This is a genomic window from Frigidibacter sp. ROC022, assembly GCF_024723735.1.
Classification (GTDB): Bacteria; Pseudomonadota; Alphaproteobacteria; order Rhodobacterales; family Rhodobacteraceae; genus SLM-1.
Window position 1 is genome coordinate 16,046 of record NZ_JANQDU010000003.1, and the last position, 23,921, is coordinate 39,966.

General features: G+C 68.9%; 23 protein-coding genes. 16 read left to right on the plus strand and 7 right to left on the minus strand.

Features of this window, described 5'->3' with window-relative positions; genetic code table 11:
* From NUW50_RS11825 to NUW50_RS11860, 8 genes are all read left to right on the plus strand, one after another.
* Positions 1 to 786, plus strand: coding sequence for an ABC transporter ATP-binding protein (locus NUW50_RS11825; RefSeq protein ID WP_258289343.1), 786 nt, complete (start codon positions 1 to 3; stop codon positions 784 to 786).
* A complete protein-coding gene (locus NUW50_RS11830; RefSeq protein ID WP_258289344.1) occupies positions 786 to 1,592 on the plus strand; it encodes an ABC transporter permease in 807 nt (268 codons plus the stop codon). The genes NUW50_RS11825 and NUW50_RS11830 overlap by 1 nt, the downstream gene beginning before the upstream one ends.
* A gap of 73 nt (positions 1,593 to 1,665) precedes the next feature.
* Positions 1,666 to 3,030, plus strand: a complete 1,365-nt coding sequence (locus tag NUW50_RS11835) for an FAD-dependent oxidoreductase (RefSeq protein ID WP_258289345.1) — start codon at positions 1,666 to 1,668, stop codon at positions 3,028 to 3,030.
* A 2-nt stretch (positions 3,031 to 3,032) separates the two neighbouring features.
* Positions 3,033 to 4,208 carry a CaiB/BaiF CoA transferase family protein gene (locus NUW50_RS11840; protein WP_258289346.1) on the plus strand — a complete coding sequence of 392 codons (1,176 nt, stop codon included), beginning with the start codon at positions 3,033 to 3,035 and terminating at the stop codon, positions 4,206 to 4,208.
* A complete protein-coding gene (locus NUW50_RS11845; RefSeq protein ID WP_258289347.1) occupies positions 4,205 to 4,981 on the plus strand; it encodes an enoyl-CoA hydratase-related protein in 777 nt (258 codons plus the stop codon). The genes NUW50_RS11840 and NUW50_RS11845 overlap by 4 nt, the downstream gene beginning before the upstream one ends.
* 9 nt (positions 4,982 to 4,990) lie before the next feature.
* Positions 4,991 to 5,335 (plus strand): indolepyruvate ferredoxin oxidoreductase subunit alpha, encoded by a 345-nt coding sequence (locus NUW50_RS11850; RefSeq protein WP_258289348.1) that lies wholly within the window; start codon positions 4,991 to 4,993, stop codon positions 5,333 to 5,335.
* Between the two features lie 14 nt (positions 5,336 to 5,349).
* On the plus strand, positions 5,350 to 6,225 hold the full coding sequence (locus NUW50_RS11855; RefSeq protein WP_258289349.1) for a dihydrodipicolinate synthase family protein: 876 nt from the start codon (positions 5,350 to 5,352) through the stop codon (positions 6,223 to 6,225).
* The gene (locus NUW50_RS11860) at positions 6,225 to 6,689 is read left to right on the plus strand and encodes a deoxycytidylate deaminase (RefSeq protein WP_258289350.1); all 465 of its coding nucleotides are present in this window, start codon (positions 6,225 to 6,227) and stop codon (positions 6,687 to 6,689) included. Before NUW50_RS11855 ends, NUW50_RS11860 begins: the two co-directional genes overlap by 1 nt.
* A 19-nt stretch (positions 6,690 to 6,708) precedes the next feature.
* On the opposite strand, the gene NUW50_RS11865 is transcribed toward NUW50_RS11860, so the two are convergent.
* From NUW50_RS11865 to NUW50_RS11890, 6 genes are all read right to left on the minus strand, one after another.
* Entirely contained in the window at positions 6,709 to 7,050 is a 342-nt protein-coding gene (locus NUW50_RS11865) for a zinc ribbon domain-containing protein YjdM (RefSeq protein WP_258289351.1), read from the minus strand.
* Positions 7,051 to 7,116: 66 nt separating this feature from the next.
* Positions 7,117 to 8,394: an amylo-alpha-1,6-glucosidase gene (locus NUW50_RS11870; RefSeq protein ID WP_258289352.1), complete on the minus strand. Its 1,278-nt coding sequence runs from the start codon at positions 8,392 to 8,394 to the stop codon at positions 7,117 to 7,119.
* 19 nt (positions 8,395 to 8,413) lie between these two features.
* Entirely contained in the window at positions 8,414 to 9,457 is a 1,044-nt protein-coding gene (locus NUW50_RS11875) for an ABC transporter ATP-binding protein (protein WP_258289353.1), read from the minus strand.
* Between the two features lie 33 nt (positions 9,458 to 9,490).
* Positions 9,491 to 10,330: a carbohydrate ABC transporter permease gene (locus NUW50_RS11880; protein ID WP_258289354.1), complete on the minus strand. Its 840-nt coding sequence runs from the start codon at positions 10,328 to 10,330 to the stop codon at positions 9,491 to 9,493.
* Entirely contained in the window at positions 10,327 to 11,172 is an 846-nt protein-coding gene (locus tag NUW50_RS11885; protein WP_258289355.1) for a carbohydrate ABC transporter permease, read from the minus strand. Before NUW50_RS11885 ends, NUW50_RS11880 begins: the two co-directional genes overlap by 4 nt.
* An 85-nt stretch (positions 11,173 to 11,257) precedes the next feature.
* Positions 11,258 to 12,526, minus strand: coding sequence for an ABC transporter substrate-binding protein (locus NUW50_RS11890; protein ID WP_258289356.1), 1,269 nt, complete (start codon positions 12,524 to 12,526; stop codon positions 11,258 to 11,260).
* Positions 12,527 to 12,838: 312 nt separating this feature from the next.
* Here NUW50_RS11890 and NUW50_RS11895 point away from each other — a divergent pair, with 312 nt between their 5' ends.
* Entirely contained in the window at positions 12,839 to 13,858 is a 1,020-nt protein-coding gene (locus tag NUW50_RS11895; protein ID WP_258289357.1) for a LacI family DNA-binding transcriptional regulator, read from the plus strand.
* A gap of 9 nt (positions 13,859 to 13,867) precedes the next feature.
* On the opposite strand, the gene NUW50_RS11900 is transcribed toward NUW50_RS11895, so the two are convergent.
* Positions 13,868 to 14,326, minus strand: a complete 459-nt coding sequence (locus NUW50_RS11900; protein ID WP_258289358.1) for a MarR family winged helix-turn-helix transcriptional regulator — start codon at positions 14,324 to 14,326, stop codon at positions 13,868 to 13,870.
* A 142-nt stretch (positions 14,327 to 14,468) separates the two neighbouring features.
* On the opposite strand from NUW50_RS11900, the gene NUW50_RS11905 reads away from it, so the two are divergent.
* From NUW50_RS11905 to NUW50_RS11935, 7 genes are all read left to right on the plus strand, one after another.
* Positions 14,469 to 15,314, plus strand: coding sequence for an FAD binding domain-containing protein (locus NUW50_RS11905; protein ID WP_338001357.1), 846 nt, complete (start codon positions 14,469 to 14,471; stop codon positions 15,312 to 15,314).
* A complete protein-coding gene (locus NUW50_RS11910) occupies positions 15,311 to 18,046 on the plus strand; it encodes a molybdopterin-dependent oxidoreductase (RefSeq protein WP_258289359.1) in 2,736 nt (911 codons plus the stop codon). Before NUW50_RS11905 ends, NUW50_RS11910 begins: the two co-directional genes overlap by 4 nt.
* Positions 18,047 to 18,284: 238 nt before the next feature.
* Positions 18,285 to 19,721 carry a 6-hydroxynicotinate reductase gene (locus tag NUW50_RS11915; RefSeq protein WP_258289360.1) on the plus strand — a complete coding sequence of 479 codons (1,437 nt, stop codon included), beginning with the start codon at positions 18,285 to 18,287 and terminating at the stop codon, positions 19,719 to 19,721.
* A complete protein-coding gene (locus NUW50_RS11920) occupies positions 19,718 to 20,578 on the plus strand; it encodes a UPF0280 family protein (protein WP_258289361.1) in 861 nt (286 codons plus the stop codon). The genes NUW50_RS11915 and NUW50_RS11920 overlap by 4 nt, the downstream gene beginning before the upstream one ends.
* Positions 20,571 to 21,152, plus strand: coding sequence for an amino acid synthesis family protein (locus NUW50_RS11925; RefSeq protein ID WP_258289362.1), 582 nt, complete (start codon positions 20,571 to 20,573; stop codon positions 21,150 to 21,152). Before NUW50_RS11920 ends, NUW50_RS11925 begins: the two co-directional genes overlap by 8 nt.
* Positions 21,149 to 22,486 (plus strand): hypothetical protein, encoded by a 1,338-nt coding sequence (locus NUW50_RS11930; protein ID WP_258289363.1) that lies wholly within the window; start codon positions 21,149 to 21,151, stop codon positions 22,484 to 22,486. The genes NUW50_RS11925 and NUW50_RS11930 overlap by 4 nt, the downstream gene beginning before the upstream one ends.
* A 112-nt stretch (positions 22,487 to 22,598) precedes the next feature.
* On the plus strand, positions 22,599 to 23,882 hold the full coding sequence (locus NUW50_RS11935; RefSeq protein WP_258289364.1) for an ABC transporter substrate-binding protein: 1,284 nt from the start codon (positions 22,599 to 22,601) through the stop codon (positions 23,880 to 23,882).
* The last annotated feature ends 39 nt before the right edge of the window (positions 23,883 to 23,921 follow it).

Genomic DNA, 23,921 nt, shown 5'->3' on the forward strand with positions numbered 1-23,921 from the left:
ATGACCGCGCAGGACACAATGCACGCGCCCGCCGCGGCCTCGCTGAAGGCAGCCTCGGTCCGGTTCGGGTCCTTCACCGCGATCGACAACCTGTCGCTCGAAATCGAGGCGGGATCGTTCTACACGATCCTCGGCCCCTCGGGCTGCGGCAAGTCGACGATGCTGCGGCTGGTGTCTGACCTGATACCGGCGGCGTCGGGCGAAGTGTCGATCTTCGGCAAGACGACCGAAGCGGCACGGCTTGCGCGGGAATTCGCCTTCGTGTTCCAGGACGCGACCCTGCTTCCGTGGCGCTCGGCGTTGAAGAACGTCGAGCTGCCGCTGGAAGTCGGCCGCAAGCGCGGGATCGAGCTTCCGGTCGGAAACCGCTCGCCGCGCGAACTGCTGGAACTGGTCGGGTTGAAGGGCCGCGAGAATGCCCTGCCGCACGAGCTTTCCGGCGGGATGCGGCAAAGGGTTGCCATCGCCCGGGCGCTGGTCTGCCAGCCGAAGCTGCTGCTGATGGACGAGCCCTTCGGCGCGCTGGACGAGATGACCCGCGACCACCTGAACCTGCAACTGCTGGAAATCTGGCGCGAGACCGGCACCACGATCCTCTTCGTCACCCATTCCATCGCCGAGGCGGTGTTCCTGGGGCAGAAGGTGGTGATGCTGGCCGCCCATCCCGGGCGGCTGCGCGAGGTCATCGACATCGACCTGCCCGAACCCCGCACCATCCCGATGCGCGACACCGCCGAGTTCACCCGCTATTCGGCGCGGCTGCGCGAACTTCTGGAGACATGCTGATGGCCGCTCTGGATACATTATCCCCGGACGCAGACTACGAAGAGGCCGAGCGCCGCGCCATCCGCCGCCGCCGCGTGGTTTCTGTCGCGGTGCCGGTGGGAACCGCGGTCGCGCTGATCCTGCTCTGGCAGGCCGGTGTCCGTTTCTTCGAAGTGCCGACCTATATCGCCCCGGCGCCCTCGGACGTGGCCGGCGCCTTCGTCGCCAAGTCCGACGTGCTGATCATGAACTTCTGGCCGACGCTGATCGAGGCCCTGTCCGGCTTCTTCGTCGGCAACATGGCGGCGATCCTGATTGCCATCGGCTTCGTCCACAGCCGCAACATCGAGCGCGCCTTCTTCCCGATCGCGGTCTTCGTCAACACGATCCCGATCCTGGCCATCGCGCCGATCCTGGTGCTGATCTTCGGCCCCGGCCTGACGGCCAAGGTGGTGATCGCGGCGTTGATCTGCTTCTTCCCGACCCTGGTGAACATGGTCCGCGGTCTGGAGTCCGTCAGCCCGCAGGCGCTGGAACTCGCGCGGATCCTCTCGGCCTCGAAAGCCGAGGTGTTCTGGAAGATCCGGCTGCCCTCGTCGCTGCCCTTCCTGTTCTCGGCCCTGCGCATCGCCGCGACGACATCGGTCATCGGTGCCATCGTCGGTGAATGGGTCGGCGCCGATCTGGGGCTGGGGGCGCTGATCATCGACTCGACCTTCAACTTCAACTCTCCGTTGCTCTACGCCACGGTCTTCATGTCCTCCGGTCTGTCGGTGCTGCTGTTCGCGGCCGTCGCCCTGACCGAGCGGCTGGTGATCCGCTGGTAGGAACTGTCCGTCCGTAACCGAAATCCGCGCGCCGTCCCGAAGGACGCGCCGCGCAACCGCAGGAGTTTGCCCGATGACCGAACGCAACACCGATCACGTCACGATGAAGAGCGAGCAGGTTCCGGTTGTCGCCGACACCGATGTGGTGGTCGTCGGCGCCGGCCCGGCCGGGGTCAGCGCCGCCGTCTCGGCGGCCCGCAACGGCTGCTCGGTCACGCTGCTGGAGCGCTATCACCACCTGGGCGGCATGGCCTCGGGCGGGATGGTCCTGGTGCTCGACGACATGGTGAACGAGGGCAACGAGGTCGTCACCACCGGGGTGGTCAACGAGTTCGTCGACCGGATGGCGGCCCAGGACGGCGCGGTGTTTCCGCCGCCCGAGGACTGCCTGACCAGCATGGAGATGTGGCAGAAGTGGTCCCGCTGGGGCTGCATCGACTTTCACAAGACCGGGCATCCGCAGCCGATCATCCATGCCGTCGCCTTCGATCCCGACGCCTGGAAGCGGGTCAGTCTCGACCTGGTGAAAGAGGCCAGTGTGAACCTGCGGCTGCATTCGTGGTTCTCGGACGCGCTGGTCGAGGATGGCCGCGTGACCGGTGTGGTCTGCCAGACCAAGCTCGGCCGCCAGGCGATCCGGGCGAAGATGGTCATCGACGCCAGCGGCGATCTGGATGTGGCCAGCGCCGCCGGGGCCGAGTTCATCCAGGGCCAGTATATCGTCACCACGGTGTTCCGGCTCTGCGACGTGGATACCGATGCGGCCGAGGCTTTCGAATATGCCAATCCCGAGGAATACAAGAAGCTCGACCGCCAGGCCCGGCGGATCATCGGCGGCGCATGGGGGATGTGGTGGCTGAAGACGCCGCTGCCGGGGATCGTCTGGTGCAACTGCCCGCATATGCCCGGCTACGACGGCCTGTCGCCCGAGGACATGGTGGCCGCCGAATACGAAGGCCGCGAGCGGATGATGAACCTGCTGGCCTTCGCCCGCGACAACATCCCGGGTTTCGAGAATGCCAAGATGCTGGGCGCCGCCGAGCAGATGGGCGTTCGCCAGACCCGGCTGCTGAAGGGTGAGTATGTCGTCACCAAGGACGACGTGAAGAGCCGCCGGCATTTCGCAGACAGTGTCTGCCGGGGCCGCGATTACTACACGCCCTACCGGGCGCTGCTGCCGAAGGGGGTCGACAACCTGATCGTCGCCGGACGGCATTACTCGGTCGAGAGCGAGGCCCAGAAGATGTCGCGCGAGATCCCGCCCTGCATGAGCCAGGGCGAGGCGGCCGGTGTTGCGGTGGCCCTGGCGCTGAATGCCGGCTCGGCGCTGCGCGACGTGGATGCCCGGGCGATCCAGAAACAGATGCGTGCGCAGGGTGCCGATCCGGGCGACGTGCCCTCGGCCAATGCGCTGGTGGAAGAGAAAGCGGAGGCCTGACCGTGACCATCGATATCAATACCCTGCCGCTGCACGGCACCCGCATCCTGGACTTCACCCAGGTCATGATGGGCCCCTGCGCGACCCAGGTACTGGCCGACTTCGGCGCCGATGTGATCAAGATCGAACGGCCCGGCGCCGGCGATCTGTCGCGCAACTTCTTCGGCGAACCCTCGGAAGAGGCGATGAACAACGCCGTCTTCGCCTCGCTGAACCGCAACAAGCGCTCGATCGAGATCGACACCAAGTCCGAGGCGGGCCGGCAGATGGTGCTGGACATGGTGCGCGAGGCCGATGTGGTGGTGGACAACTTCCGCGCCGGGGTGATGCAGCGGCTCGGCTTCGGCTACGAGGCGCTCTCGGCCATCAACCCGCGCATCATCTGCGCCTCGGGCACCGGCTACGGCGAGACCGGCCCCTATGCGCACAAGGGCGGCCAGGACGTGCTTGCCCAGGCGATGAGCGGCGTGATGGAGAAGACCCAGGACCCCTCGATCCCGAAGTCGATCTATCCGACGACGCTTTGCGACTACACCGCCGGAATGCATCTGGTGCAGGGCATCATGGCGGCGCTGTTGGCCCGCGAAAAGACCGGGCGCGGGCAGAAGGTCTCGGTCTCGCTCTACGACTCGATGCTGGCGATGCAGATGCAGGAAGCCGCGCAGTGGAACGCCCACGGCGAGGTGCTGAACTGGGCCGCGATGCCGCTGACCGGGGTGTTCGATACCACCGATGGCGCGGTCTGCCTGGTCGGAGCGTTCAAGTCGAACCCGCTGCGCGACATCTGTGCGGCGCTCGAGATCGACAACCTCGAGCCGGAATATCCGACCCTGGCGCATCAGCGGAAGGCCAAGTCGTTCCTGCAGCAGACCTTCCGCGAGCGGATCGCCACCAACACCACCGCCTATTGGCTGGAACGGCTGGAGGCGCAGGACCTGCTCTGCGCGCCGGTGCGCTCGCTCGGCGAGGCGCTGGAGGATCCGCAGACCGCGATGAACGGGATGCTGGTCGAGATCGAGCATCCGTTCCTGGGCCCGCTGACCCTGATCGGCAACCCGGTGCATCTGAGCGAGGCCCCGGTCGAGGTCCGGCACCTGCCGCCGAAACTGGGCGAGCATACCGAGGAGCTGATCCGCGAGTTCAACCTGAAGCCCGGCAACAGGAGCGCGGCGGAATGAGCGTTCTGTTCGATGTGAAGGACCATGTCGCGCGGGTGACGATCGACCGGCCCGAACGCATGAACGCCGTCGATCCGGCGACCGAGGTCGAACTGGAGCGGATCTGGACCGAGATCGAAGCCCGCGACGACATCCGCTGCATCGTGCTGACCGGTGCCGGGGACCGGGCCTTCAGCGCCGGGGCCGACATGAAGGCCGCCGGCGGGGCTTCGGGGCTCGATTACTGGGCCGGGCTGAACCCGAACGGCTTCGGCGGCATCGCGCTGCGCGAGAGCCTGACCGTGCCGGTGATCGCGCGGGTCAACGGGTTGGCGCTCGGCGGCGGAATGGAGATGGTGTTGGGCGCAGATATCGTCATCGCGGCCGAGACCGCCCGCTTCGGCCTGCCCGAGGCCAAGGTCGGCCGCCTGCCGCTGGATGGCGGCATGGTCGCGCTGCAACGGCTGATCCCGCGCAACATCGCTGCCGGACTGATGCTGACCGGGCGCATGCTCTCGGCCGCCGACGCGATGCAGTACGGGCTGGTCAATGCCGTCGCCCCCGCCAATGCGCTGGATGCCGAGGTCGATGCCTGGGTGGCCGATGTCCTGAGCTGCGCACCGCTTTCGGTCCGGGCGATCAAGGCCACCCTGCGCCAGACCGCGCATCTGACCGCGCGCGAGGCCCGTGCCCACAGCCACCCGGCGTTGATCGCGGCGCTGAACTCGGAGGATTCCGAGGAAGGAGTCACCGCCTTCCGCGAAAAGCGCGCCCCGGTCTGGCGCGGCAGATAGGCGGCTGAGATGGCGCTGGTCATCAAGAGCGAATGCATCGACGTCAAGGACGGCAGCTGCACGACGGTCTGCCCGGTGGATTGCATCTATGAAAGCGAGCGGATGTATTACATCCACCCGACCGAATGCATCGAATGCGGCCTGTGCGAAACCATCTGCCCGGTCGATGCGATCCGCTATGACGACGAGCTGGAACCGGGGGAGGCCGAATTCGCCCGGATCAATGCCGAGGCGTTCTTCGACGCCCTTGGCCAACTGACCGAACCAGGAGGCTGGTCCCGGGCCGACCCGCCGATGCCGGACCATCCGCGGATCGCCGACATCGCGCCGCGCTCCGGGCGCCAAACCAACTGAAGAAGGATCGACCCATGCAGGGCATCATTGCCGCCGTCCCCACCCCGATCGACGCCTCCGGGGCCCCGATCCGCGAGCTGTTTGTCGAACATTGCCGCTGGGCGCTGGCGAATGGCTGCGACGGGCTGAATGTCCTGGGCTCGACCGGCGAGGCCAATTCCTTCGACGGCGCGACCCGGGGGCGGGTGATGGGCTGGGCGGCGGAGGAACTTGGGGGCGAGCGGCTGATGGTCGGCACCGGCACCCCGTCTCTGGCCGAGACCGTGGCGCTGACAACCGAGGCCGACAGGCTGGGTTTCGCGGTGGCGCTGGTGTTGCCGCCCTACTACTACAAGCCCGCGACCGACGACGGTCTCTATCGCTGGTACATGGCGCTGCACGCGGCGCTCGGGGCGCGGCCGATCCGGCTCTACTTCTACAACTTTCCGCAGATGACCGGGATCGTGATCTCGCAATCGGTGATCGAACGCCTGCACCGCGCGGCACCGGAACGGTTCTGCGGGATCAAGGATTCCTCGGGCGATCTCGCCTATTGCCGCGGCATCGCTTCGGCGCTGCCGGGGTTCATCGTGCTGCCCAGTTCCGAGACATCCCTGCCCGAGGCCAGGAGTTCGGGGTTCGCTGGCTGCATCTCGGCCACCGTCAACCTTTCGGCACCGCTCTGCGGCCGGCTCTGGGCCGGCGAGACCGGGCTGGCCGACAGGATTGCCACGATCCGCGGCTCGGTCTCGGCGCAGCCGCTCATCCCGGCGATCAAGTATCTGGTCGGCCGGCGCAGTGGCGATCCCAGTTGGGAAGAGGTTCTGCCCCCCTTCACGGCCCTGACCGCCCAGGCGCGGGCGGCGCTGGACGCGATCGACCTGTCCCACGCCGACAGCGCGGTGGCGTGATGGCCGAGGAAACGCTCTGGACCCGCCGATTTCTCGACCTGGCCGATCTGATCGCCAGCTGGTCCGACGACCGCGACCGCCATGTTGGCGCGGTGATCGTCGGCGCGGCGCATGAGGTGCGGGCTTCGGGCTACAACGGCCTGCCGCGCGGCGTCGGCGGCCATGAGGATGCCCGATATGACCGGGCCAGCGGCGAGAAGTTCCACTGGGTCGAACATGCCGAGCGCAACGCGATCTACAATGCCGCCCGGGCCGGAACCGCGGTGGAGGGCTGCACGATCTACGTCAACCGCTTCCCCTGCGCCGATTGCGCCCGCGCCATCATCCAGAGCGGGATTGCCCGGGTCGTCTGCCCGCCGCGCCCGCAGAACGACGGCGCGCTGGACCACAGTTTCGTGGTCGCCGAAACGCTGCTGGCCGAGGCCGGCGTGGGGCTGAGCTTCTGCGAGGGGCGCGCCGAATAGGCAGGCCGGGCCGCCCGGGTCAGTCGGCCACCTTCTTGACGAACTGGGACTTCAGTCCCATCTGCCCGATCCCCGGCACCTTGCAGTCGATGTCATGATCGCCATCGACCAGCCGGATGCCGCGAACCTTGGTCCCGACCTTGAGCACCGTGGACGAGCCCTTGAGCTTCAGGTCCTTGATGACCGTCACGGTGTCGCCGTCCTTCAGGACATTGCCGACGCTGTCGCGCACCTCGGCGGCATCCTCGGACGCCGCATCGGGCGACCATTCATGGCCGCATTCGGGACAGATCAGCAGCGCGTCCATCTGATAGGTGTATGCGGAGTTGCATTCGGGGCAGGGGGGCAGGGTCTCGGTCATGGGTCCGCCTATAGTCGGCTGGCAGGCCGATGACCAGACAGGATCGACCGCCGCCGCCCGAAGCGCTCAGGCCGGGGCATCCCCGGCACCGGCATGGGTTTCGAGCATCTCGATCACCATCGCGGCGGTCCAGGTGAACTGCCCGCCGCCGCAGGGCTCGGCGGTGTTCGGGTCGTAATACTCGGCAAAGCCGCTCTGCCGGATCAGCCGCAGGCTGTCGGCCTTGATCCGGCCGGCGAGTTCCACCTGCCCGGCCTGCTCCAGCCCGTCGGCGATCATGTAGTTGACCACCAGCCAGACCGGCCCGCGCCAGTAGCGCAGGCTGTCGAACTCGGGCGTGGTGGGGTCGTGGCTGGGCACCAGGTAGCGGCAATGCTCGGCCAGCGACCCGATCCGGCGGGCAAGGGCCGCGACCCGCCCTGGGGGCAGCGGCGCGAAGGCCGCCAGAAGACCGCCGACCGAGGGGCTGTCGATCAGGCGGCCGATGCTCCGGTCGAGGCAGAGATACTGGCCGCGCGCGGCACTCCACAGGGTTTCCATCGCGGCGATCCCGCGCTCGGCCATGGCCCGCGACTCGGCCGCGATCCGCGGCTCTCCCAGTTCTTCGGCCAGGGCCGCCAGATCGGCGCAGGAGCGGATCAGGATCGCGTTGAACCCCGGATCGACGACCTGGAAGGGCGAGGCGTCATGCAGCGCGGCATTGTCCCAGCCGAGGCCGCGGAACCGCTGGACCAGCCAGATGTAGCGCTTGTATTGCTCGTCGGTCGGGCGATGCGCCGGGTCGGCATGGCTGGTGTCGCGGCGGTTGAACGGCAGCACGCCGTCGGTCGGCACCCGCTGGAAGGCGTCGTCCCAGTCAACTGAGTTGTCGCGCCCGGATTCCCAGGGGTGGATGATCGCCACCAGCCCGCTGTGCTGCGGATCGCGGCAGCGGAAGAACCACTGGTGCCAGGCATGGATGCGCGGCAGCAGCGCCCGCGCCCGCTCGGCCGCCAATGTCTTGTCCTGCGCCCGGTCGAAGATCCGCCGCACCGCAAAGCCGGCGACCGGCGGCTGGGTGATCCCCGAGGTCGGCACCTCGCGCCCGGTGTCCCAGACATCCGGCCCGGGATAATAGCCCTCGTCGCGCTGGTGGAAGATGATATGCGGCACCATCCCGTCGTCCCATTGATGGGCGAAGAGCGTGTCGATCTCGGTCCAGGCCCGGGGCTCGTCGAAATGCGCGAAGCCAAGCGCGCTCAGGGCGCTGTCCCAGTTCCACTGGAAGGGGTAGAGACCCTTGGTCGGAACGGTGTAGAAGCCGCGGTCGTTGTTGCGCAGCACCTGACGGGCTGTCTCGATCATGTCTTGTGTCATTGTGTTCTCAGGCAACCGCCAGGGTGGTTTCGGGGTCGAACCAGCGTATGCGGTCCGGTTGCGGGGCCAGGGTCAGGGTCTCGCCAGGGCGCACCTTCATGTCGCTGTCCAGGATGACCCGGAACAGCTTGCCTTCGACCTCGCAGGTCACCAGCAGATGCGCGCCCAGCGGTTCGACGACCTTGGCGAGCGCGGTCAGCCCCTGCTCTGCCGGTTGCATGTCCTCGGGCCGGATCGCGAATTGCAGCGCGGCCCTGTCGGCTTGCGGCCCGTCGAAGGTCTGGCCGGCGACGGTCCATCGTCCGGCACCCGCGGGCCGCGCCGGCAGGAAGTTCATCGGCGGATTGCCGATGAAGCTGGCCACGAATTCGGCGGACGGGTTGCGATAGACCTCGATCGGCGCCGCCGCCTGGATGATCTTGCCCTGGTGCATGACGCTGATCCGGTCGGCCATGCTCATCGCCTCGACCTGATCGTGGGTCACATAGATCGCCGTGGTCTTGCTGTCGGCCAGCACGCCCTTCAGCTCGGCCCGCATCTCCATCCGCAACAGCGCGTCGAGATTCGACAGCGGCTCGTCCATCAGGATCACGTCCGGCTCCATCGCCAGCGCCCGCGCCACCGCGACCCGCTGCCGCTGGCCGCCCGAAAGCTCGCCCGAATAGCGTTTCAGCAACTGCTCGATATGCATCAGCGTCGCGGTCTTCTCGACCCGGCGCGTCACCTCGTCATTGGGCAGTTTCTGCATCCGCAGCCCGAAGCCGATGTTCTCGAACACGGTCAGATGCGGAAAGACGGCATAGTTCTGGAACACCATCGCGATGCCGCGATCCTTGGGCGACAGGTGGTCGATCCGCCGGCCGCCGATCCAGACCTCGCCCGTCGTGGCGGTCTCCAGCCCGGCGATGATCCGCAGCAGGGTAGACTTCCCGCAGCCCGAGGCGCCGAGAAGCACCATGAACTCCTGATCCGCGATGGTCAGGTTGATGTCATGCAGCGCCTGATAGGCGCCGAAGATCTTGGCGACGTTCTTGATCTGGATTTCAGCCATAGCGCTGGTTCCTTTGACTGGCCGCCCCTCGCCTCAGCGGTTGGCGATGCCCCACATGGCGAAGAGGTATTTGCGCACCGCGAAGATGAAGATCAGCGCCGGCACGACGAGGATGAAGCCGCCGGCGAATTTCAGATGCAGCGGCGAGGTGTCGAGGTTCTGCAGCAGGAAGGCGGTCAGGGTCCGGTTCTCGATGGTCAGCACCGCGGCCGCAAAGACCTCGTTCCACGAGATGACGAAGGCAAAGATCGCGCTGGCCGCGATGCCGGGCAGGATCAGCGGCAGCACCACCTTGGTAAAGGCGGTCAGCCGGGTGCAGCCCAGCGTCCAGGCCGCCTCTTCCAGCTCGATCGGAATGCCCGAAAACAGCGAGAAGGTGATCAGCACCGCGAAGGGGATCGCCAGCGTGGTATGGACGATCGCCAGGCCGAAGGCGGTGTCGTCCAGCCCGGTGCGGATGAACAGCACCGCCAGCGGCAGCGCCAGAAGCGGCAGCGGAAAGGCCCGGGTCAGCAGGATCAGCAGCCGGAACAGCCCCTTGCCGCGAAACTCGAACCGCGACAGGGCATAGCCCGCCGGCGCCCCGATGACGATCGACATGACCATCGTCATGCCGGCGACGACCACCGAATTCTTCAGCGCCGTCAGGATGCCCGCGAAACCGGCAAAGAAGGTCAGGCTGCCCATGTCGAACTCTGGCAGGAAGGGTTTCGGAAAGCTGGTCACCGTCTCGGGAGAGGACAGGGTGTTGATCAGCAGGAAGTAGATCGGCACCAGCACCCAGGCGCAGAGAAAGACCACCGCCGAGACATAGAGAAACCGTGCCGACTTGCGGGTGTCGGCGCCCGGGGCGCTTGCGACGGCATCGGTCATATCGAGGCTCCTTTCGGGACCCGCAGCACGCGCAGGATGATCAGGGTGAAGCCGATCGAGATCCCCAGGATGATCAGCGCCATGGCGGCGGCGGCACGGCTGTTGAGCAGGTCGAACTGATAGGCATAGGTCTCGCCCATCAGCACCGGGAACAGGGTGCCGCCCAGTGCGGCGACCACGGCGAAAATCTCGAAGGCCAGGATCACGCGGAGCACCAACGCGGTCTGCAGGCTGGGCCGCAGCAGCGGCAGGGTGATGCGCAGGAAACGTTTCCAGGGCGAGGCGCCAAAGACCTCGGCCGCCTCGTAATATTCCTTGGGGATCAACCCGATGCCGGCCACCAGGATCACCAGCATGATCGCCGTCGCGCGCCAGATCTCGGCCAGGGCAATGGCCAGGAAGACCACACCGGGATGCTGGTAGGACAGCAGGTTCAGCGGTTTGTCGATGACCCCCAGCCCGTGCATCATCGAGTTCAGGAAGCCCGACTGATCGAAGATCGCCAGCCAGATGATCCCGGCGGCCAGATCGGAAATGCCCAGCGGAATCGTCCAGATGTAGAGCACCAGATCGCGGCCCTTGCCCATCTTGCTGACCATCGTGGCCATCAGCAGCGCCAGCGCCACCTGTATCGGCACCACCACCGCAGCCAGCAGCAGCGTGTTCTTCATCGAGATCGGGAATTTCCAGTGCGAGGTGACTTCGCGGAAATTGTCGAGCGTCAGCTCGGAGCCGTTGCTGAAGGCCTGCTGCGAGACAAGGATGAAGGGATAGAGAAAGAACAGGCACAGAAACAACGTGACCGGCAGGATCAGGACATAGGGCAATACCCGGGCGCTCATCTCTGTGCTCCTGACTGGCGCCGTGGCGCCGACTGCGATTTTGGGGGAGTCCGGGCCTTGTCGGCCCGGACAGGGTCAGTGGCGGTTACTCGACCGGGCAGGCGCCTTCCGAGGGCGCGTCAGGGGCCCAGCAGGGGGCGCCGGTCTCTTCCATGATCGCGGCCAGCTTGCCCTTCTCGTCGTCCAGCACCGCGCGGATGTCCTGGCGGGCCAGCACGATGCGCTCGAAGGCGTCGACGAAGACCCGGTTGAACTCGCCGCCCTTGTCGCCCAGGCCCGCGGGCAGCAGCCCGGGGTTGGCGTCGGGTGAGGCGCTCATCTTGGCGACGGCGGCCCCGGCAGCCTGCACCGAAGGCGGCAGGTCGTCGGGCAGCGCAACGTCAACGACCGGGAAGAAGTTGGTCGCGCGCAGCGTGGCGATCTGGGTTTCGGGGGCCAGCATGTATTTCACCAGGGCCTTGGCGGCCTCCATGTCGGGCGCGGTGCGCGGGATCGCGACCCCGGCGAGCACCGGCATGAAGCCCCGGCCGGCCGGACCGGCGGGGGCCGGGAAGGCGACGAAGTCATCCGGACGGTCATTGAAGGCCTGCGCCAGGCGCGAGGTGTGATCGAAGACGATCCAGGCATCGCCGGACAGGAGCTGTTCCTGCATGAACGAGAAATTGGTCGAGGCCGGGTTGGTATGTTCCCAGAGCTCGCGGAACTTCTCCCAGGCGACGACGGCGTCATCCGAGGCGAAGGTGCGGACCACGCCGTTGGTATAGGACGGATACAGATAGCCCTGGAAGAAGCGATGCTTCAGCCCCTTGGGGCCGGCGGGAAAGCCGAATTTCGGTTCGCCCGTCGCCTCGTGGACATTGGCCGCCCATTCGATCAGCTGGTCATAGGTCAGCGCGTCGATATCGGCCCCCTCCGGCAGATAGGGCAGCGCCTCCTTGTTGGCGGCCATGATGTAGCTGGCCTGCATCCAGGGGATGTAGAGCATCTTGTCGGTGCCCAGCATGGCCAGGGTGTTGAAGGTCTCGCTGGCGGAAGAGACGCCGAGGTCGCTCAGATCGACCAGGTCGTCGGGGCTCATCGCCGCGAAATCGCCATGCAGCCCGCCCAGCACGCCGATCGTGCCCGATCCGGATTGCAGCTCGGCGTTCAGGCGGGTCAGCCAGGGGCCGGCATCGTTCGGCTGGTAATCGACGCCTTGCCCGGCGCCGGCCAGGACCTGCTCGCGCATGGCCTGGCTTTCTTCCACCGGCTTGGCCTGGGTCGACCAGAACAGGACATCCGCCTGCGCCGCCATGGCCGTGCAGGAGAGGGCGACACCGGACGCAACGCCCGCGATCTTGGAGAATAGGGTCATGGTTCCTCCCGGAAGGTGAAGTTCGAACCCGGCCTCCCGCCGGACTCGTCGTCAGTTGGCCTTTTCCGCGCCGGGCACGGTGCGGCTTCGATGGATGGCGCGCCGGTCGGACTGTCCCCGGGACAGGCTGCGAATCCGGACACCTGATGCCTAAGTGTGATATAACGATATATCACGTGTCAACAGCATTTCTTCCGACGTTTTTGTCAAGAATGGGGGCAAATCGGGCTAGGATAGCAGTTCCCCGTTGCTTTCAAAGCCGATTTCGCGCAGTTTTTGCCTAATCGATATATCTGTCGAGCAGGGAGTCAGATGTCAGGCAAACCGACGTTGGGCACGGTCGCCAAACGGGCCGGTGTCTCGATTCCGACCGTCAGCCAGGTCCTGCGCGGCACTGGCCGCATTTCCGAACAGACCCGCGACAAGGTGCTGCGGGCAGCCAAGGATCTGCACTATGTGACCGACTCGCGCGCGGCCGCGATGCGTTCCGGCGAGAACCGGGAAATCGGCTTTGTTATCAACAACTTCCGGAACCCGTTCAATGCCGAGGTGGTGGGCGGCGTCGTCGATCTGCTCGAGGATGAAGGCTATATGGTCTCGATCCTCGACACCCGCGACGATGCCCGGCGCCAGAGCCGCCAGCTCGAAGCGGTGATTCGCCACGGCCGCGGCGGGCTGCTCTGGGTTCCGGCGCTGGACACGCCGGACGAGACCTTCGAGCTTCTGGCCGCGCACGGGATGCCGACCGTCACCTTCCTGCGCAAGGTGCGCCGCGACTTCGACCATGTCGGGATCCGCAATGCCGAGGCGACCGCCATCGCAACCGGCTATCTGGCCGATCTCGGGCACCGCAACATCGGTTATTTCGGCGGCACCGACATGACCATCGTCCGCAAGGAGCGGATCGAGGGCTATCGTCAGGCGGTCGCGGAACGGCAGCTCGGCCCCTGCGTGATCTGGGATTCCGAGGACAACAAGCTCGCCGGGCTGGATGCGATGCTGGCCCTGCACCAAGCCCATCCCGAAATCACCGCGGTGGTCTGCAACGGCGACATGGTGGCGCTCGGGGCCAGCCTGGCGCTGCTCCGGTCCGGCCTGCGCCCCGGGGCCGACATCTCGGTGATCGGCTTCGACGACATCCAGGATGCCGCCGTCGCGACCCCGCCGCTGACCACCATGGCGGTCTCGCCGCACCATTTGGGGCGCAAGTTGGCCCGGGTGTTGCTGGACCGGATCGAGGACCCGGGAATGCCGCTGACGGTTTCGGAAATCTCGGCCGAGCTCATCGTCCGCAAGACGACCGGCGCTCCGGTGCGGCCCGGCGGCGCCTGACCGGGCGGATCAGGTCAGCCGTGCCAGCAGGGCCAGCAGCCGGGCTTGTTCCGAGCGGTTGAGCGGCGCCAGGGTGCGGGCCGAGACTTCCAGCGCTTGGGCCTTCGTGGCGTCGAAGACCTCGGCGCCCTTTTCCGACAGCCGCACCGTCAGCCGGCGCCGGTCGTCGGGGTCGGCGGCGCTGGTCACCAGGCCCTGCGTCCGCAGCCGGTCGACCACGCCCTTGATCGTCGCGGCATCCATCGCCGTCTCGCGCCCCAGCCGGTTCTGCGACATCGGTCCCAGCTCGGCCAGCCGCGCCAGGGCGGCGAATTGCGTGGTGGTCAGCCCGGGGATCAAGGCGGCGAAGATCGACAGGTGCCGTTGCGTGGCGCGGCGCAGCAGATAGCCGATCTGCGCATCCAGCACATAGGCGGGGCGCGTGGCAGGGTCTTTCGGCAGGTCGAGTGGTTCGTCGGTATCGTCCACCCGAACGGGATAGCCTCCGGCGCCCCCGGCTGGCAAGTCCGATGCCCCGTCGCGACCCCGTTGACAGAGCCGCTGTCCCGGGCGCAGACTAATTTGCACGCAAACGAGTTTTTCCGGCACCGAAAGGGGACGCGCGCCCGCCATGCTGGACTTCAGCCGTCCTACGGCGTTGCCCGAAGCCCTGGCCCTGCTGGCCGAACACCGGCCGCTGATCCTGGCCGGCGGCACCGATCTGTTCCCCGCGACCGAGCGGGCGGGGTTGTCGGGCCGCGTGCTCTCGATCGACCGGATCGCCGGGCTTTGCGGCATCACCGAAACCGACGCGGGCCTGAGGATCGGCGCGGCGACGCCCTGGGCCGAGATCGCCCGGCATCCCGGCCCGCCCGGCTGGGCGGCGCTGGCCGAGGCGGCGGTCGAGGTCGGCGGCCGCCAGATTCAGAGCCGGGGCACCATCGGCGGCAATCTCTGCAATGCCTCGCCTGCGGCTGACGGGGTGCCGCCCCTGCTGGCCCTGGAGGCAGAGGTCGAACTGGCTTCGGCGCAGGCCACCCGGCGGCTGCCCCTGGCCGAATTCCTGACCGGCCCGCGCCGCACCGCCCTGCAGCCGGGCGAGCTGATGACCGCCATCCACCTGCCCGCCGACGCCCTGCGGGACCGCAGCCGGTTCCTGAAACTGGGTGCCCGCTCGCATCTGGTGATCTCGATCGCGATGGTCGCGGTGCGGGTCCGGGTCGGGGCCGGGCGGATCGCCGAGGCGGCGCTGGCGGTCGGCGCCTGCGGCCCGGTGGCGGCAAGGCTGCCGGAGGTCGAGGCGGCGCTGATCGGCGCGTCACCCGCCGAGGCACCCGACCGGATCGACCCTGCCACGGTGGCCGCGGCGCTGGCGCCGCTCGACGACATCCGCGCCACGGCCGCCTATCGCGGCGATGCCGCCGCGGTGCTCTTGCGCCGCGCTCTGGCCGATCTTCCGGACGAGGGGACGACATGAAGGATGCCGCCGCGCCGAGCCTGGCCTTCACCCTGAACGGTCAGCCCGTCAGCTTCGACGCCGATCCGCGCCGCCGGCTGTCGGACCTCTTGCGCGAAAGCGGCGCCTCGCGCGGGACCAAGGTCGGCTGCGACGCCGGCGATTGCGGCGCCTGCACGGTGCTGGTGGACGGCGCCCCGGTCTGCGCCTGCCTGACCGCCTGCGGCCAGGTCGAAGGGGCCGAGGTGCTGACCGTCGAGGGGCTGGCCGAGGCGGGCCGGCTCAGCCGGTTGCAATCCGCCTTTCTGCGTCATGGCGCGGCGCAATGCGGCATCTGCACGCCGGGGATGCTGGTCGCGGCCTCTGCGCTGCTGGCAGATGTGCCGCGCCCCAGCGAGGCGCAGGCGCAGGCGGCCCTGGGCGGCGTGCTCTGCCGCTGCACGGGTTATCGCAAGATCATCGCGGCGGTCTGCGATGCATGGCGCGAGGACGTGGCCGACCCGGCGCCGGAGCCCGGCGCGGCGGTCGGCGCCCGGCTGCGGCGGCTCGACGGGCCGGACAAGGTGACCGGGGCCGAGCGGTTCGGCGCCGACGACTGGCCCGAATCTGCGCTGCTTCTCAAGGCGGTGCGCAGCCCGCATCCTCATGCCCGGTTCCGCTTTGGCGATCTGGCGGAATTCGCGTCGCGGCCCGGCGTGGCGGTGGTGCTGACCGCCGCCGATGTTCCGGGCCGCAACCGGTTCGGCGTCATCCCGCCCTTTGCCGACCAGCCGGCACTGGCCGAAAGCCCGGCCCGGTTCCGGGGCGAGGCCGTGGCGCTGGTCGGGTTCGAGCCGGGCGCCGATCCGGACCTCACCGGGTTTCCGATCAGCTGGGAGGCGCTGCCCGATCTCTCCGACCCGGTCGCGGCGCAGGCCGAGGATGCACCGCTGCTTCACCACGACCGGCCCGGCAACCGGATGATCCGGGGCTACACGCGGCGTGGCGATGCGCGGGCGGCGCTGGCCGATTCGGCCTTCAGCGTGGAAGGCTGTTTCGAGACTCCCTTCATCGAGCACGCCTATATCGAGCCCGAGGCCGGATCGGCCTGGCTCGACGGCGATACGCTGGTGATCCGGGCCTGCACCCAGGCGCCGGTGATGGACCGCGACGATTGCGCCCTGGTGCTGGGTCTGCCGCCCGAGCGGGTGCGGATTCTGCCCACCGGGGTCGGCGGCGGCTTCGGCTCGAAGCTCGATCTCTCGGTGCAGCCGCTGCTCGGGCTGGCTGTGCTGAAGACCGGGCGGCCGGTGCGGATGGTCTATTCGCGGCGCGAGAGCCTGCAGGCATCGACCAAGCGCCACCCGTCGCGGATCACCGCGCGGATCGGCTGCGACGCCGAGGGCCATGTCACCGCGATGCAGTTTCACGGCATCTTCGACACCGGCGCCTATGCCAGCTGGGGACCGACGGTGGCGAACCGGGTGCCGGTCCATGCCTCGGGGCCCTACCGGACGCCGAACATCGAGGTCGAGGCCTGGGCAGTGCACACCAACGGCCCGGTCGCCGGCGCGTTCCGCGGCTTCGGCGTGCCGCAGGCGGCGATCGCGCAGGAACTGCTCTATGACCGGCTGGCCGATGCGGCGGGGCTGGACCGGCTGGAGTTCCGGCTGCGCAATGCCTTCCGCGACGGGGACACGACCGGATCCGGACAGGTGCTGGCCGCGACCGGAATCCATGACTGCCTGTCGGCATTGCGCGAACCCTGGACGAAGGCGCTGGCCGATGCGGCGCGGGCCAATGCGGCGGACGGCGGCGCGGCGCTGCGCGGCGTCGGCGTGGCCTCCTGCTGGTATGGCTGCGGCAATACCGCCTTGCCGAACCCGTCGACGATCCGGGTCGGGCTGACGGCGGCGGGGGAGCTGGTGCTGCATCAGGGCGCCACCGACATCGGCCAGGGTGCGAACACCGTCATCACCCAGATCTGCGCCGATGCGCTGGGGCTGCCGGTCTCGGACTTCCGGCGGATCGGACCCGACACGGCGCGGACTCCGGATGCCGGCAAGACCTCGGCCTCGCGGCAGACCTATGTCACCGGCCGCGCGGCGGCGGCGGCGGGGGCGGCGCTGCGCCGGGAGGTGTTGCGGCTGGCCAATGCCGGGGACGGGGCGCGGTTGCGGCTGGAGGATGGGGCGCTGATCGTCGAGGACGGCGCGGTGCGGCGGATCGAGCTGGCGGCGCTGCCCGAGGATGCGCGCGGCTACGCGCTGTCGGCGGAGGAAAGCTACGACCCGCCGACGCAGCCGCTGGACGCCGACGGGCAGGGGGTTCCCTATGCGGTCTACGGCTATGGCGCGCAGATGGTCGAGCTGGAGGTCGATCCGGCGCTGGGCAAGGTCCGGCTGCTGAACATCGTCGCGGCGCATGACCTGGGCCGGGCGATCAACCCGCTGCTGGCCGAGGGCCAGATCGAGGGCGGGATCGCGCAGGGCATCGGGCTGGCGATGATGGAGGAGTATCGCCCGGGGCGGACCGAGAACCTGCACGATTACCTGATCCCGACGATCGGCGACGTGCCGCCGGTGCGTTCGATCCTGATCGAGAAGCCGGACCCGGAGGGCCCTTTCGGAGCGCGGGGGCTGGGCGAGCATGTGCTGATCCCGACCGCCCCGGCGATCCTGAACGCGATCCGGCACGCCTCGGGGGCCGAGCTGACCCGGCTGCCGGCGCTGCCGCATCGGGTGCTGGCGGCGCTGCGGAGGGCCGGAAAATGAGCCGTTCAGCGGGTGTCCCCATGGGGACGGGGGGTCAAGTATTTGACCGGAAAAGAAAATCCATGGGGACGCCCGGCTTGGTTAACGAATTGTTCAGCACGGGCCGCCGCAGGCCGCGCCTGCGCCGTCCCGCGCGGGGGGCGCTGCCCCCCGCGACCCCCCGGGATATTTCCGAGGTAAAGCCGGGCCGCCGGGATGCGGGGGCGGCGTCCCGCGCCGGTGCGATGCGGGGGCGGCGATGAGCGAGAAAATCCGCTGCGATGCCTGCCCGATCATGTGCTATATCGCGCCGGGGCAGAGCGGCGCCTGCGACCGCTATGCCAACGAGGCGGGGCGGATCGTGCGCACCGATCCGGTGCTGATGCTGTCGCGCAGCCTGGAGGCGGGCGGCGCGGTGGTGCCCTTTGCCAGCGCCGACTGGCAGGACGGCATGTTGCCGGCGGATGCCTTCGTGACCGGGATCGGCGCCGGCACCACCTATCCCGACTACAAGCCGGCGCCCTTCATCGTGTCGTCGCAGGTCGCGGGCGCCGACATGGTCACGGTGGTGACCGAGGCGATCTTTTCCTATTGCGGGGTCAAGGTGAAGATCGACACCGACCGGCATCTCGGGCCCGAGGGCGCGGTGGTCCGGGCCGGCGGCGAGGCGGTGGGCCATGTCACCACCGCCGAATACGGCAGCCAGATGATGAGCCTTGGCGGGGTGTCGCATCTGACCGGGCATGGCAAGGCCGAGGGGCGGGTGACCTGCGCGACGCTGCTGGCGCTGTGCAACGGCGAGGCGGTGGAGCTGGAGATCGAGGGCGGCTCCGGCGTGGTGGTGCAGGCCGGCCGGCCGCCGGTGGTGGACGGGGTTCGGGAACGGCGGATGCGGGTCGGCTGCGGCAGCGCCACCATCGGCATGTTCGCCAGCCAGTGGCGCGGGCTGGTCGACGAGGTGGTGGTGGTGGACGATCACATCACCGGCGTGGTCAGCGAGCACCAGGCCGGCAAGGTGCTGGGCTGGGAGCCGACGGGAATCCGGATCCTCGGCCACCGCTCGACCCCGGGGCGGTATTTCCGGGTCTCGGAACCCGGGCTGGGCTGGGGCGGCACCCGGCTGACCGATCCGCTGCAGATGCTGGGGCCGTGGAACCCGAAGAAGGGCGCGCGACCGGGGCTGCGGCTGCTGATGGTCTCCACCACCGGCGAGGATCACGCCTATTACGAGCTCGACGCCGACCTGGTGCCGCAGCCGCGGCCGATGCCGGAGCAGCTGCGCGAGAGCGTCGGGATCATCGCCGAGAACTGCGAGCCGTCGCTGTGCTCGGTGCTCTTCGTCGGCGGCGCCGGCGGCTCGCTGCGGGCCGGGGTGACGCGCAACCCGGTGCGGCTGACCCGCTCGGTCCAGAGCCGCGAGACGCGGCTGACCTCGGGCGGGGCCGAGGTCTATGTCTGGCCCGGCGGCGGCATCACCTTCATGGTCGATGTGCTGGACCTGCCGGAGGGCGCCTTCGGCTATGTGCCGACCCCGGCGCTGGTGGCGCCGCTGGAGTTCACCCTGCCGCGGGCCGCCTATCTGGCGCTGGGCGGGCATGCCGAGGCGGTGCGCTCGGTGGAGGAGGTGACCCGGGACGGGGGCGAATATGCGACCGGGGCGCAGCTGGCGCGCTGGCCCGGGGCGGACCCGGAATGAGCGTGCAGGCGGCGATCCTGCCGGGCGGGCGGCTGCATCTGCAGCAGGGGCCGATCGACCTGGTGATCGAGGCGATGCCGCTGCGGGCCGGGCCGGCCGGGGCGGCGGCGGTCCGGGCGGCCTATGACCGGGCGCGGGACCGGTTCGACGGGTTGCTGCAGGGGCTGGCGGCGGAACTTCCGGCGCTGCGCAGCCCCGAGCCGCTGCCGCTGCAGGGGCCGGTGGCGCGGGTCATGGGCCGGGCGGTGGCGCCCTATCGGGCCGAGCGGGTGACTCCGATGGCCGCGGTCGCCGGGGCGGTGGCCGAGGCGGTGCTGGCGGCGCTGGTCGGCGATGGCGCCGGGCTGGGCCGGGCCTATGTGAACAACGGCGGCGACATCGCGCTGTGGCTGGGCGCGGGGCAGCGGCTGACCGCGGCGCTGGCGGGCAGCGCCGACCGGGTGACGGTCCGGCAGGCCGATGCGGTGCGGGGGATCGCCACTTCGGGCTGGCGCGGGCGGAGTTTCTCGCTGGGGATCGCGGATGCGGTGACGGTGCTGGCCGGGACCGCGGCGGCGGCGGATGTGGCGGCGACGATGATCGGCAACCGGGTCGATCTGCCGGGGCATCCGGCGATCCGCCGGCGGCCGGCCTGCACGCTGCAATGCGACAGCGATCTGGGGGCGCGGATGGTGACGGTGGCGGTCGGGCCGCTGCAGCGGGCCGAGGCCGAGGAGGCGCTGGCGGCGGGGGCCGGCTATGCCGAGGCGCTGTGCCGGCGCGGGCTGATTGCCGGGGCGGCGCTGATGGTGCAGGGTCGGCGGCGGATCGTCGGGCAGGCTCTGCTGACGAGGGAACCGGAGGAGACATATGGCTGAGTTCAGGCTGCGGAAGACGACGCTGGTGATCGAGGAGATCGCGCATGACGGCGGCCCGGCGCCGGAGAAGCCGCGGCTGCGCGGGGCGATCCTGGCGCTGGTGCAGAACCCCTTTGCCGGGCGCCATGTCGCGGATCTGCAGGGCGCGATGGATGACCTGAAGCCGCTGGGGCTGCAGATGAGCGCAAGGCTGATCGCGGCGCTGGGCGGCAAGGAGGCGGTCGACGGCTATGGCAAGGGCGCCATCGTCGGCAGCGCCGGCGAGATCGAGCATGGCGCGATGTGGCATGTGCCGGGCGGCTATTCGATGCGCGAGCATCTGGGCGAAAGCCGGGCGATCGTGCCCTCGGCGATGAAGGTGGGCGGGTTCGGCGACCAGCTGGACGTGCCGCTGGGCCATGTCAATGCGGCCTATGTGCGGAGCCATTTCGACGCGATGACGGTGGGGATGCCGGACGGGCCGCGGCCGGACGAGATCGTCTTCGTGCTGGCGATGGCCTGCGGCGGCCGGGTGCACAGCCGGATGGGCGGGCTGGAGGCCTGGCAGGTCAAGGGCGAGGACGGGTTGCGGTGACCGGCCCGGCCCGGACGCCCTGGCTGACGGCGGCGCTGGCCCTGGCGCTGGCGGGGCCGGCCCATGCCCATGCCTCGGAGCGGATGGTGATCCTGACCCTGCCGACCGGGCCTTTCCTGGTCGGGGCCGGGCTGGCGGTGTTGCTGGGCGTGGTCGCCGGCAGCCTGGGCGGGCGCCTGCCGGGCTTTGGCGCCCGGCGGCTGGCGGACTGGCCGGGCGAGGGCGTGGCGCTGAGCTGGCTGGGTTTCGCGGCGCTGCTGGGGCTGCTGGCCGCGGGCACCTGGGGCGATCGCGATCCGCTGGAGAACCCCCTGCCGCTGGTGCTGTGGCTGGGAATCTGGGTGGCGCTGGTGCTGGCGAGCTCGGTGCTGGGCGATCTCTGGCGGCCGATCGCGCCCTGGCGCGGGCCGGTGCGGCTGGTGCGGCGGCTGCTGGGGCGCCGGGGCGGGATCGGGCTGTCGCGGTTGGGTCACTGGCCGGCGGTGCTCGGGCTGCTGGCGTTCTCCTGGTTCGAGAATGTCTCGCTGGCGCCGTCGGACCCCTGGGTGCTGGCGCGGGTGGCGGGGCTCTACTGGCTGACGATCTTCCTGCTGGCGGTGGCGGAGGGCGAGGACTGGCTGGACCGGGGCGAGGCGCTGACCGCGTCCTTCGCGCTGTTCGCCAGGGTGGCGCCGCTGTGGCGCGACCGCGAGGACGGGCGCTCGGTGCTGAAGATCGGGCTGCCGGGGGCGCAGATCGTCGCCATGCCGGTGCTGAGCGCCGGGGAGGTCGGGCTGGTGACGCTGCTGATCACCAGTGTCACCTTCGACGGGCTCAGCGAGAGCTTCTGGTGGCTGGGCCGGATCGGGATCAACCCGCTGGAGTTTCCCGGGCGTTCGGCGGTGATGGGCATCCACTCGCTGGGGCTGGTGGTGGCCTGGGGGCTGGTCACGGCCTCGATCCTGGGGGCGGTGGCACTGGGCGGCGCCGGCCGGACGGTGCTGCTGAGCTTCCTGCCGATCTCGGCGGGCTATCATGTCGCGCATTACCTGGTCGCGCTGCTGAGCCAGGGGCAATACGGGATCGCGGCGCTGAACGATCCGCTGGGCCGCGGCTGGGCGCTGCTGGGACTGCCGGACCACTGGGCCTCGTTCGGCTTCCTCACCGACCGGGGCTGGGTCTGGGCGATCTGGGGGACCCAGTTCACCCTGATCCTGGGCGCGCATCTGCTGGCCGTGGTGCTGGCGCTGAAACTGGCCGGGCGGAAGCTGCGGGCGCATCTGCCGGTGACAGTGTTGATGATCGGCTATACGGTATTGGGGTTGTGGCTGCTTGCCACCCCGACGGCCGGGTGAGGCGGATGGCGACAACCGTGGACGAATCGTTTGTATGTCTACATTCTTTTTCCAAGGTCCGGGCGCCGTCGAATAGCCCAGGACTGCCAGCCAACAGTGGAGAACATCAGAGATGACCAAGCTTCTCGGGCTTCAACCGTCGCGGCGCTCGGTTCTGGGCGGCCTCGCCGCCAGCGCGGCCATGACCGGACTGGCCACAAGATTTGCACAGGCGCAGTCCTCGGCGCCGATCAAGCTGGGCTTCCAGCTGCACCGGACCGGCATCGGCGCCGCCTATGGCCGCTGGTACGAACGCACGGCCATGGCCGCGCTGGAGGTGGTCAACGCCGGCGGCGGGATCAACGGGCGGCCGGTGGAAATCCTGTTCGAGGATGACGGCACCGACCCGGCCCGCGGCGCGCAGGCGATCGACAAGCTGGTCAGCCAGGATGGCTGCGAACTGGTCTTCGGGCCGCTGTTCAGCCATGTCGTCGTCGGTTCGGCGCCGCGTGCGGGCGAGCTGAAGGTGCCCTATCTGGTCTGTTCCGAAGGCCACCATGTCGCCAGCGGCATTCTCAACCGCTGGACCCTGCAACCGGGCATCACCGATGTGAAGAGCCAGGTCCTGGCGATGGCGCCCTGGGTTTCCGACACGCTGGGCAAGAAGGTCACCATGATCTATCCGGACTACGCCTTCGGCTATGATCACCGCGACAATTTCGTGCCGGCGATGGCGGCGGCGGGCGGCGAGGTGGTGGCGCAGATCGCGATCCCGCCGACCGAGACCTCCTTCACCCGCTATTTCCCGCAGATCCCGCGCGACACCGACGTGATCTATCACGTCATGGTCGGCCCGGCGGTCCTGACCTTCGTCAAGGAACTGGGCGAGTTCTACGGCTCGGGCGCGCGGCCCGAGATCTTCGGCTTCATCGACTCGCTGGAAGCCGTCGACATGGCCTCGCCGGGGCTGGAATTCCTGGAGGGCACCCATTTCTGGGAAGGCGACTGCCGCTATCTGCAGGCCGATGCCACCGAGCACACCAAGGCCTATCGCGCCGCGGTGGGGATCGACGACAACGGCGCCTCGATCACGGATTCCAAGGAAGTCGCCACGGTGGCGCATATGTTCTCGGTCTGGGAGACGCTGTTCGTCATCAAGGCGGCGATGGAGACGGTGGACTATCAGGGCCCGGCCGACCGGCAGGCGCTGGTCGAGGCGGTCGAGGCGATGACGATCATGGCGGAATCGGCCGAGCATCCGCAGGGTGACAAGGTGTTCAACGGCAAGACCCACCAGGTCTTCGGGCATCAGAACATCTCGAAGGTCGAGGGTGGCCGGATGAACCGGGTCTACCGGACCGAGATCGCGCTCGGGGATTACCCGGACGAGGTCGATTACACCACGATGTCGTTCTGATCGCAGTGGCGGAAGGGTCGGGGGCCTGCGGGCCCCCGT

What these genes read in the sequence shown, in the direction of transcription:
- NUW50_RS11825 (WP_258289343.1), top strand. Translation starts at nt 1, where the DNA reads ATGACCGCGCAGGACACAATGCACGCGCCCGCCGCGGCCTCGCTGAAG.
- NUW50_RS11830 (WP_258289344.1), top strand. Translation starts at nt 786, where the DNA reads ATGGCCGCTCTGGATACATTATCCCCGGACGCAGACTACGAAGAGGCC.
- NUW50_RS11835 (WP_258289345.1), top strand. Translation starts at nt 1,666, where the DNA reads ATGACCGAACGCAACACCGATCACGTCACGATGAAGAGCGAGCAGGTT.
- NUW50_RS11845 (WP_258289347.1), top strand. Translation starts at nt 4,205, where the DNA reads ATGAGCGTTCTGTTCGATGTGAAGGACCATGTCGCGCGGGTGACGATC.
- NUW50_RS11850 (WP_258289348.1), top strand. Translation starts at nt 4,991, where the DNA reads ATGGCGCTGGTCATCAAGAGCGAATGCATCGACGTCAAGGACGGCAGC.
- NUW50_RS11855 (WP_258289349.1), top strand. Translation starts at nt 5,350, where the DNA reads ATGCAGGGCATCATTGCCGCCGTCCCCACCCCGATCGACGCCTCCGGG.
- NUW50_RS11860 (WP_258289350.1), top strand. Translation starts at nt 6,225, where the DNA reads ATGGCCGAGGAAACGCTCTGGACCCGCCGATTTCTCGACCTGGCCGAT.
- NUW50_RS11865 (WP_258289351.1), bottom strand. Translation starts at nt 7,050, where the DNA reads ATGACCGAGACCCTGCCCCCCTGCCCCGAATGCAACTCCGCATACACC.
- NUW50_RS11870 (WP_258289352.1), bottom strand. Translation starts at nt 8,394, where the DNA reads ATGATCGAGACAGCCCGTCAGGTGCTGCGCAACAACGACCGCGGCTTC.
- NUW50_RS11875 (WP_258289353.1), bottom strand. Translation starts at nt 9,457, where the DNA reads ATGGCTGAAATCCAGATCAAGAACGTCGCCAAGATCTTCGGCGCCTAT.
- NUW50_RS11880 (WP_258289354.1), bottom strand. Translation starts at nt 10,330, where the DNA reads ATGACCGATGCCGTCGCAAGCGCCCCGGGCGCCGACACCCGCAAGTCG.
- NUW50_RS11885 (WP_258289355.1), bottom strand. Translation starts at nt 11,172, where the DNA reads ATGAGCGCCCGGGTATTGCCCTATGTCCTGATCCTGCCGGTCACGTTG.
- NUW50_RS11890 (WP_258289356.1), bottom strand. Translation starts at nt 12,526, where the DNA reads ATGACCCTATTCTCCAAGATCGCGGGCGTTGCGTCCGGTGTCGCCCTC.
- NUW50_RS11895 (WP_258289357.1), top strand. Translation starts at nt 12,839, where the DNA reads ATGTCAGGCAAACCGACGTTGGGCACGGTCGCCAAACGGGCCGGTGTC.
- NUW50_RS11905 (WP_338001357.1), top strand. Translation starts at nt 14,469, where the DNA reads ATGCTGGACTTCAGCCGTCCTACGGCGTTGCCCGAAGCCCTGGCCCTG.
- NUW50_RS11910 (WP_258289359.1), top strand. Translation starts at nt 15,311, where the DNA reads ATGAAGGATGCCGCCGCGCCGAGCCTGGCCTTCACCCTGAACGGTCAG.
- NUW50_RS11915 (WP_258289360.1), top strand. Translation starts at nt 18,285, where the DNA reads ATGAGCGAGAAAATCCGCTGCGATGCCTGCCCGATCATGTGCTATATC.
- NUW50_RS11920 (WP_258289361.1), top strand. Translation starts at nt 19,718, where the DNA reads ATGAGCGTGCAGGCGGCGATCCTGCCGGGCGGGCGGCTGCATCTGCAG.
- NUW50_RS11925 (WP_258289362.1), top strand. Translation starts at nt 20,571, where the DNA reads ATGGCTGAGTTCAGGCTGCGGAAGACGACGCTGGTGATCGAGGAGATC.
- NUW50_RS11935 (WP_258289364.1), top strand. Translation starts at nt 22,599, where the DNA reads ATGACCAAGCTTCTCGGGCTTCAACCGTCGCGGCGCTCGGTTCTGGGC.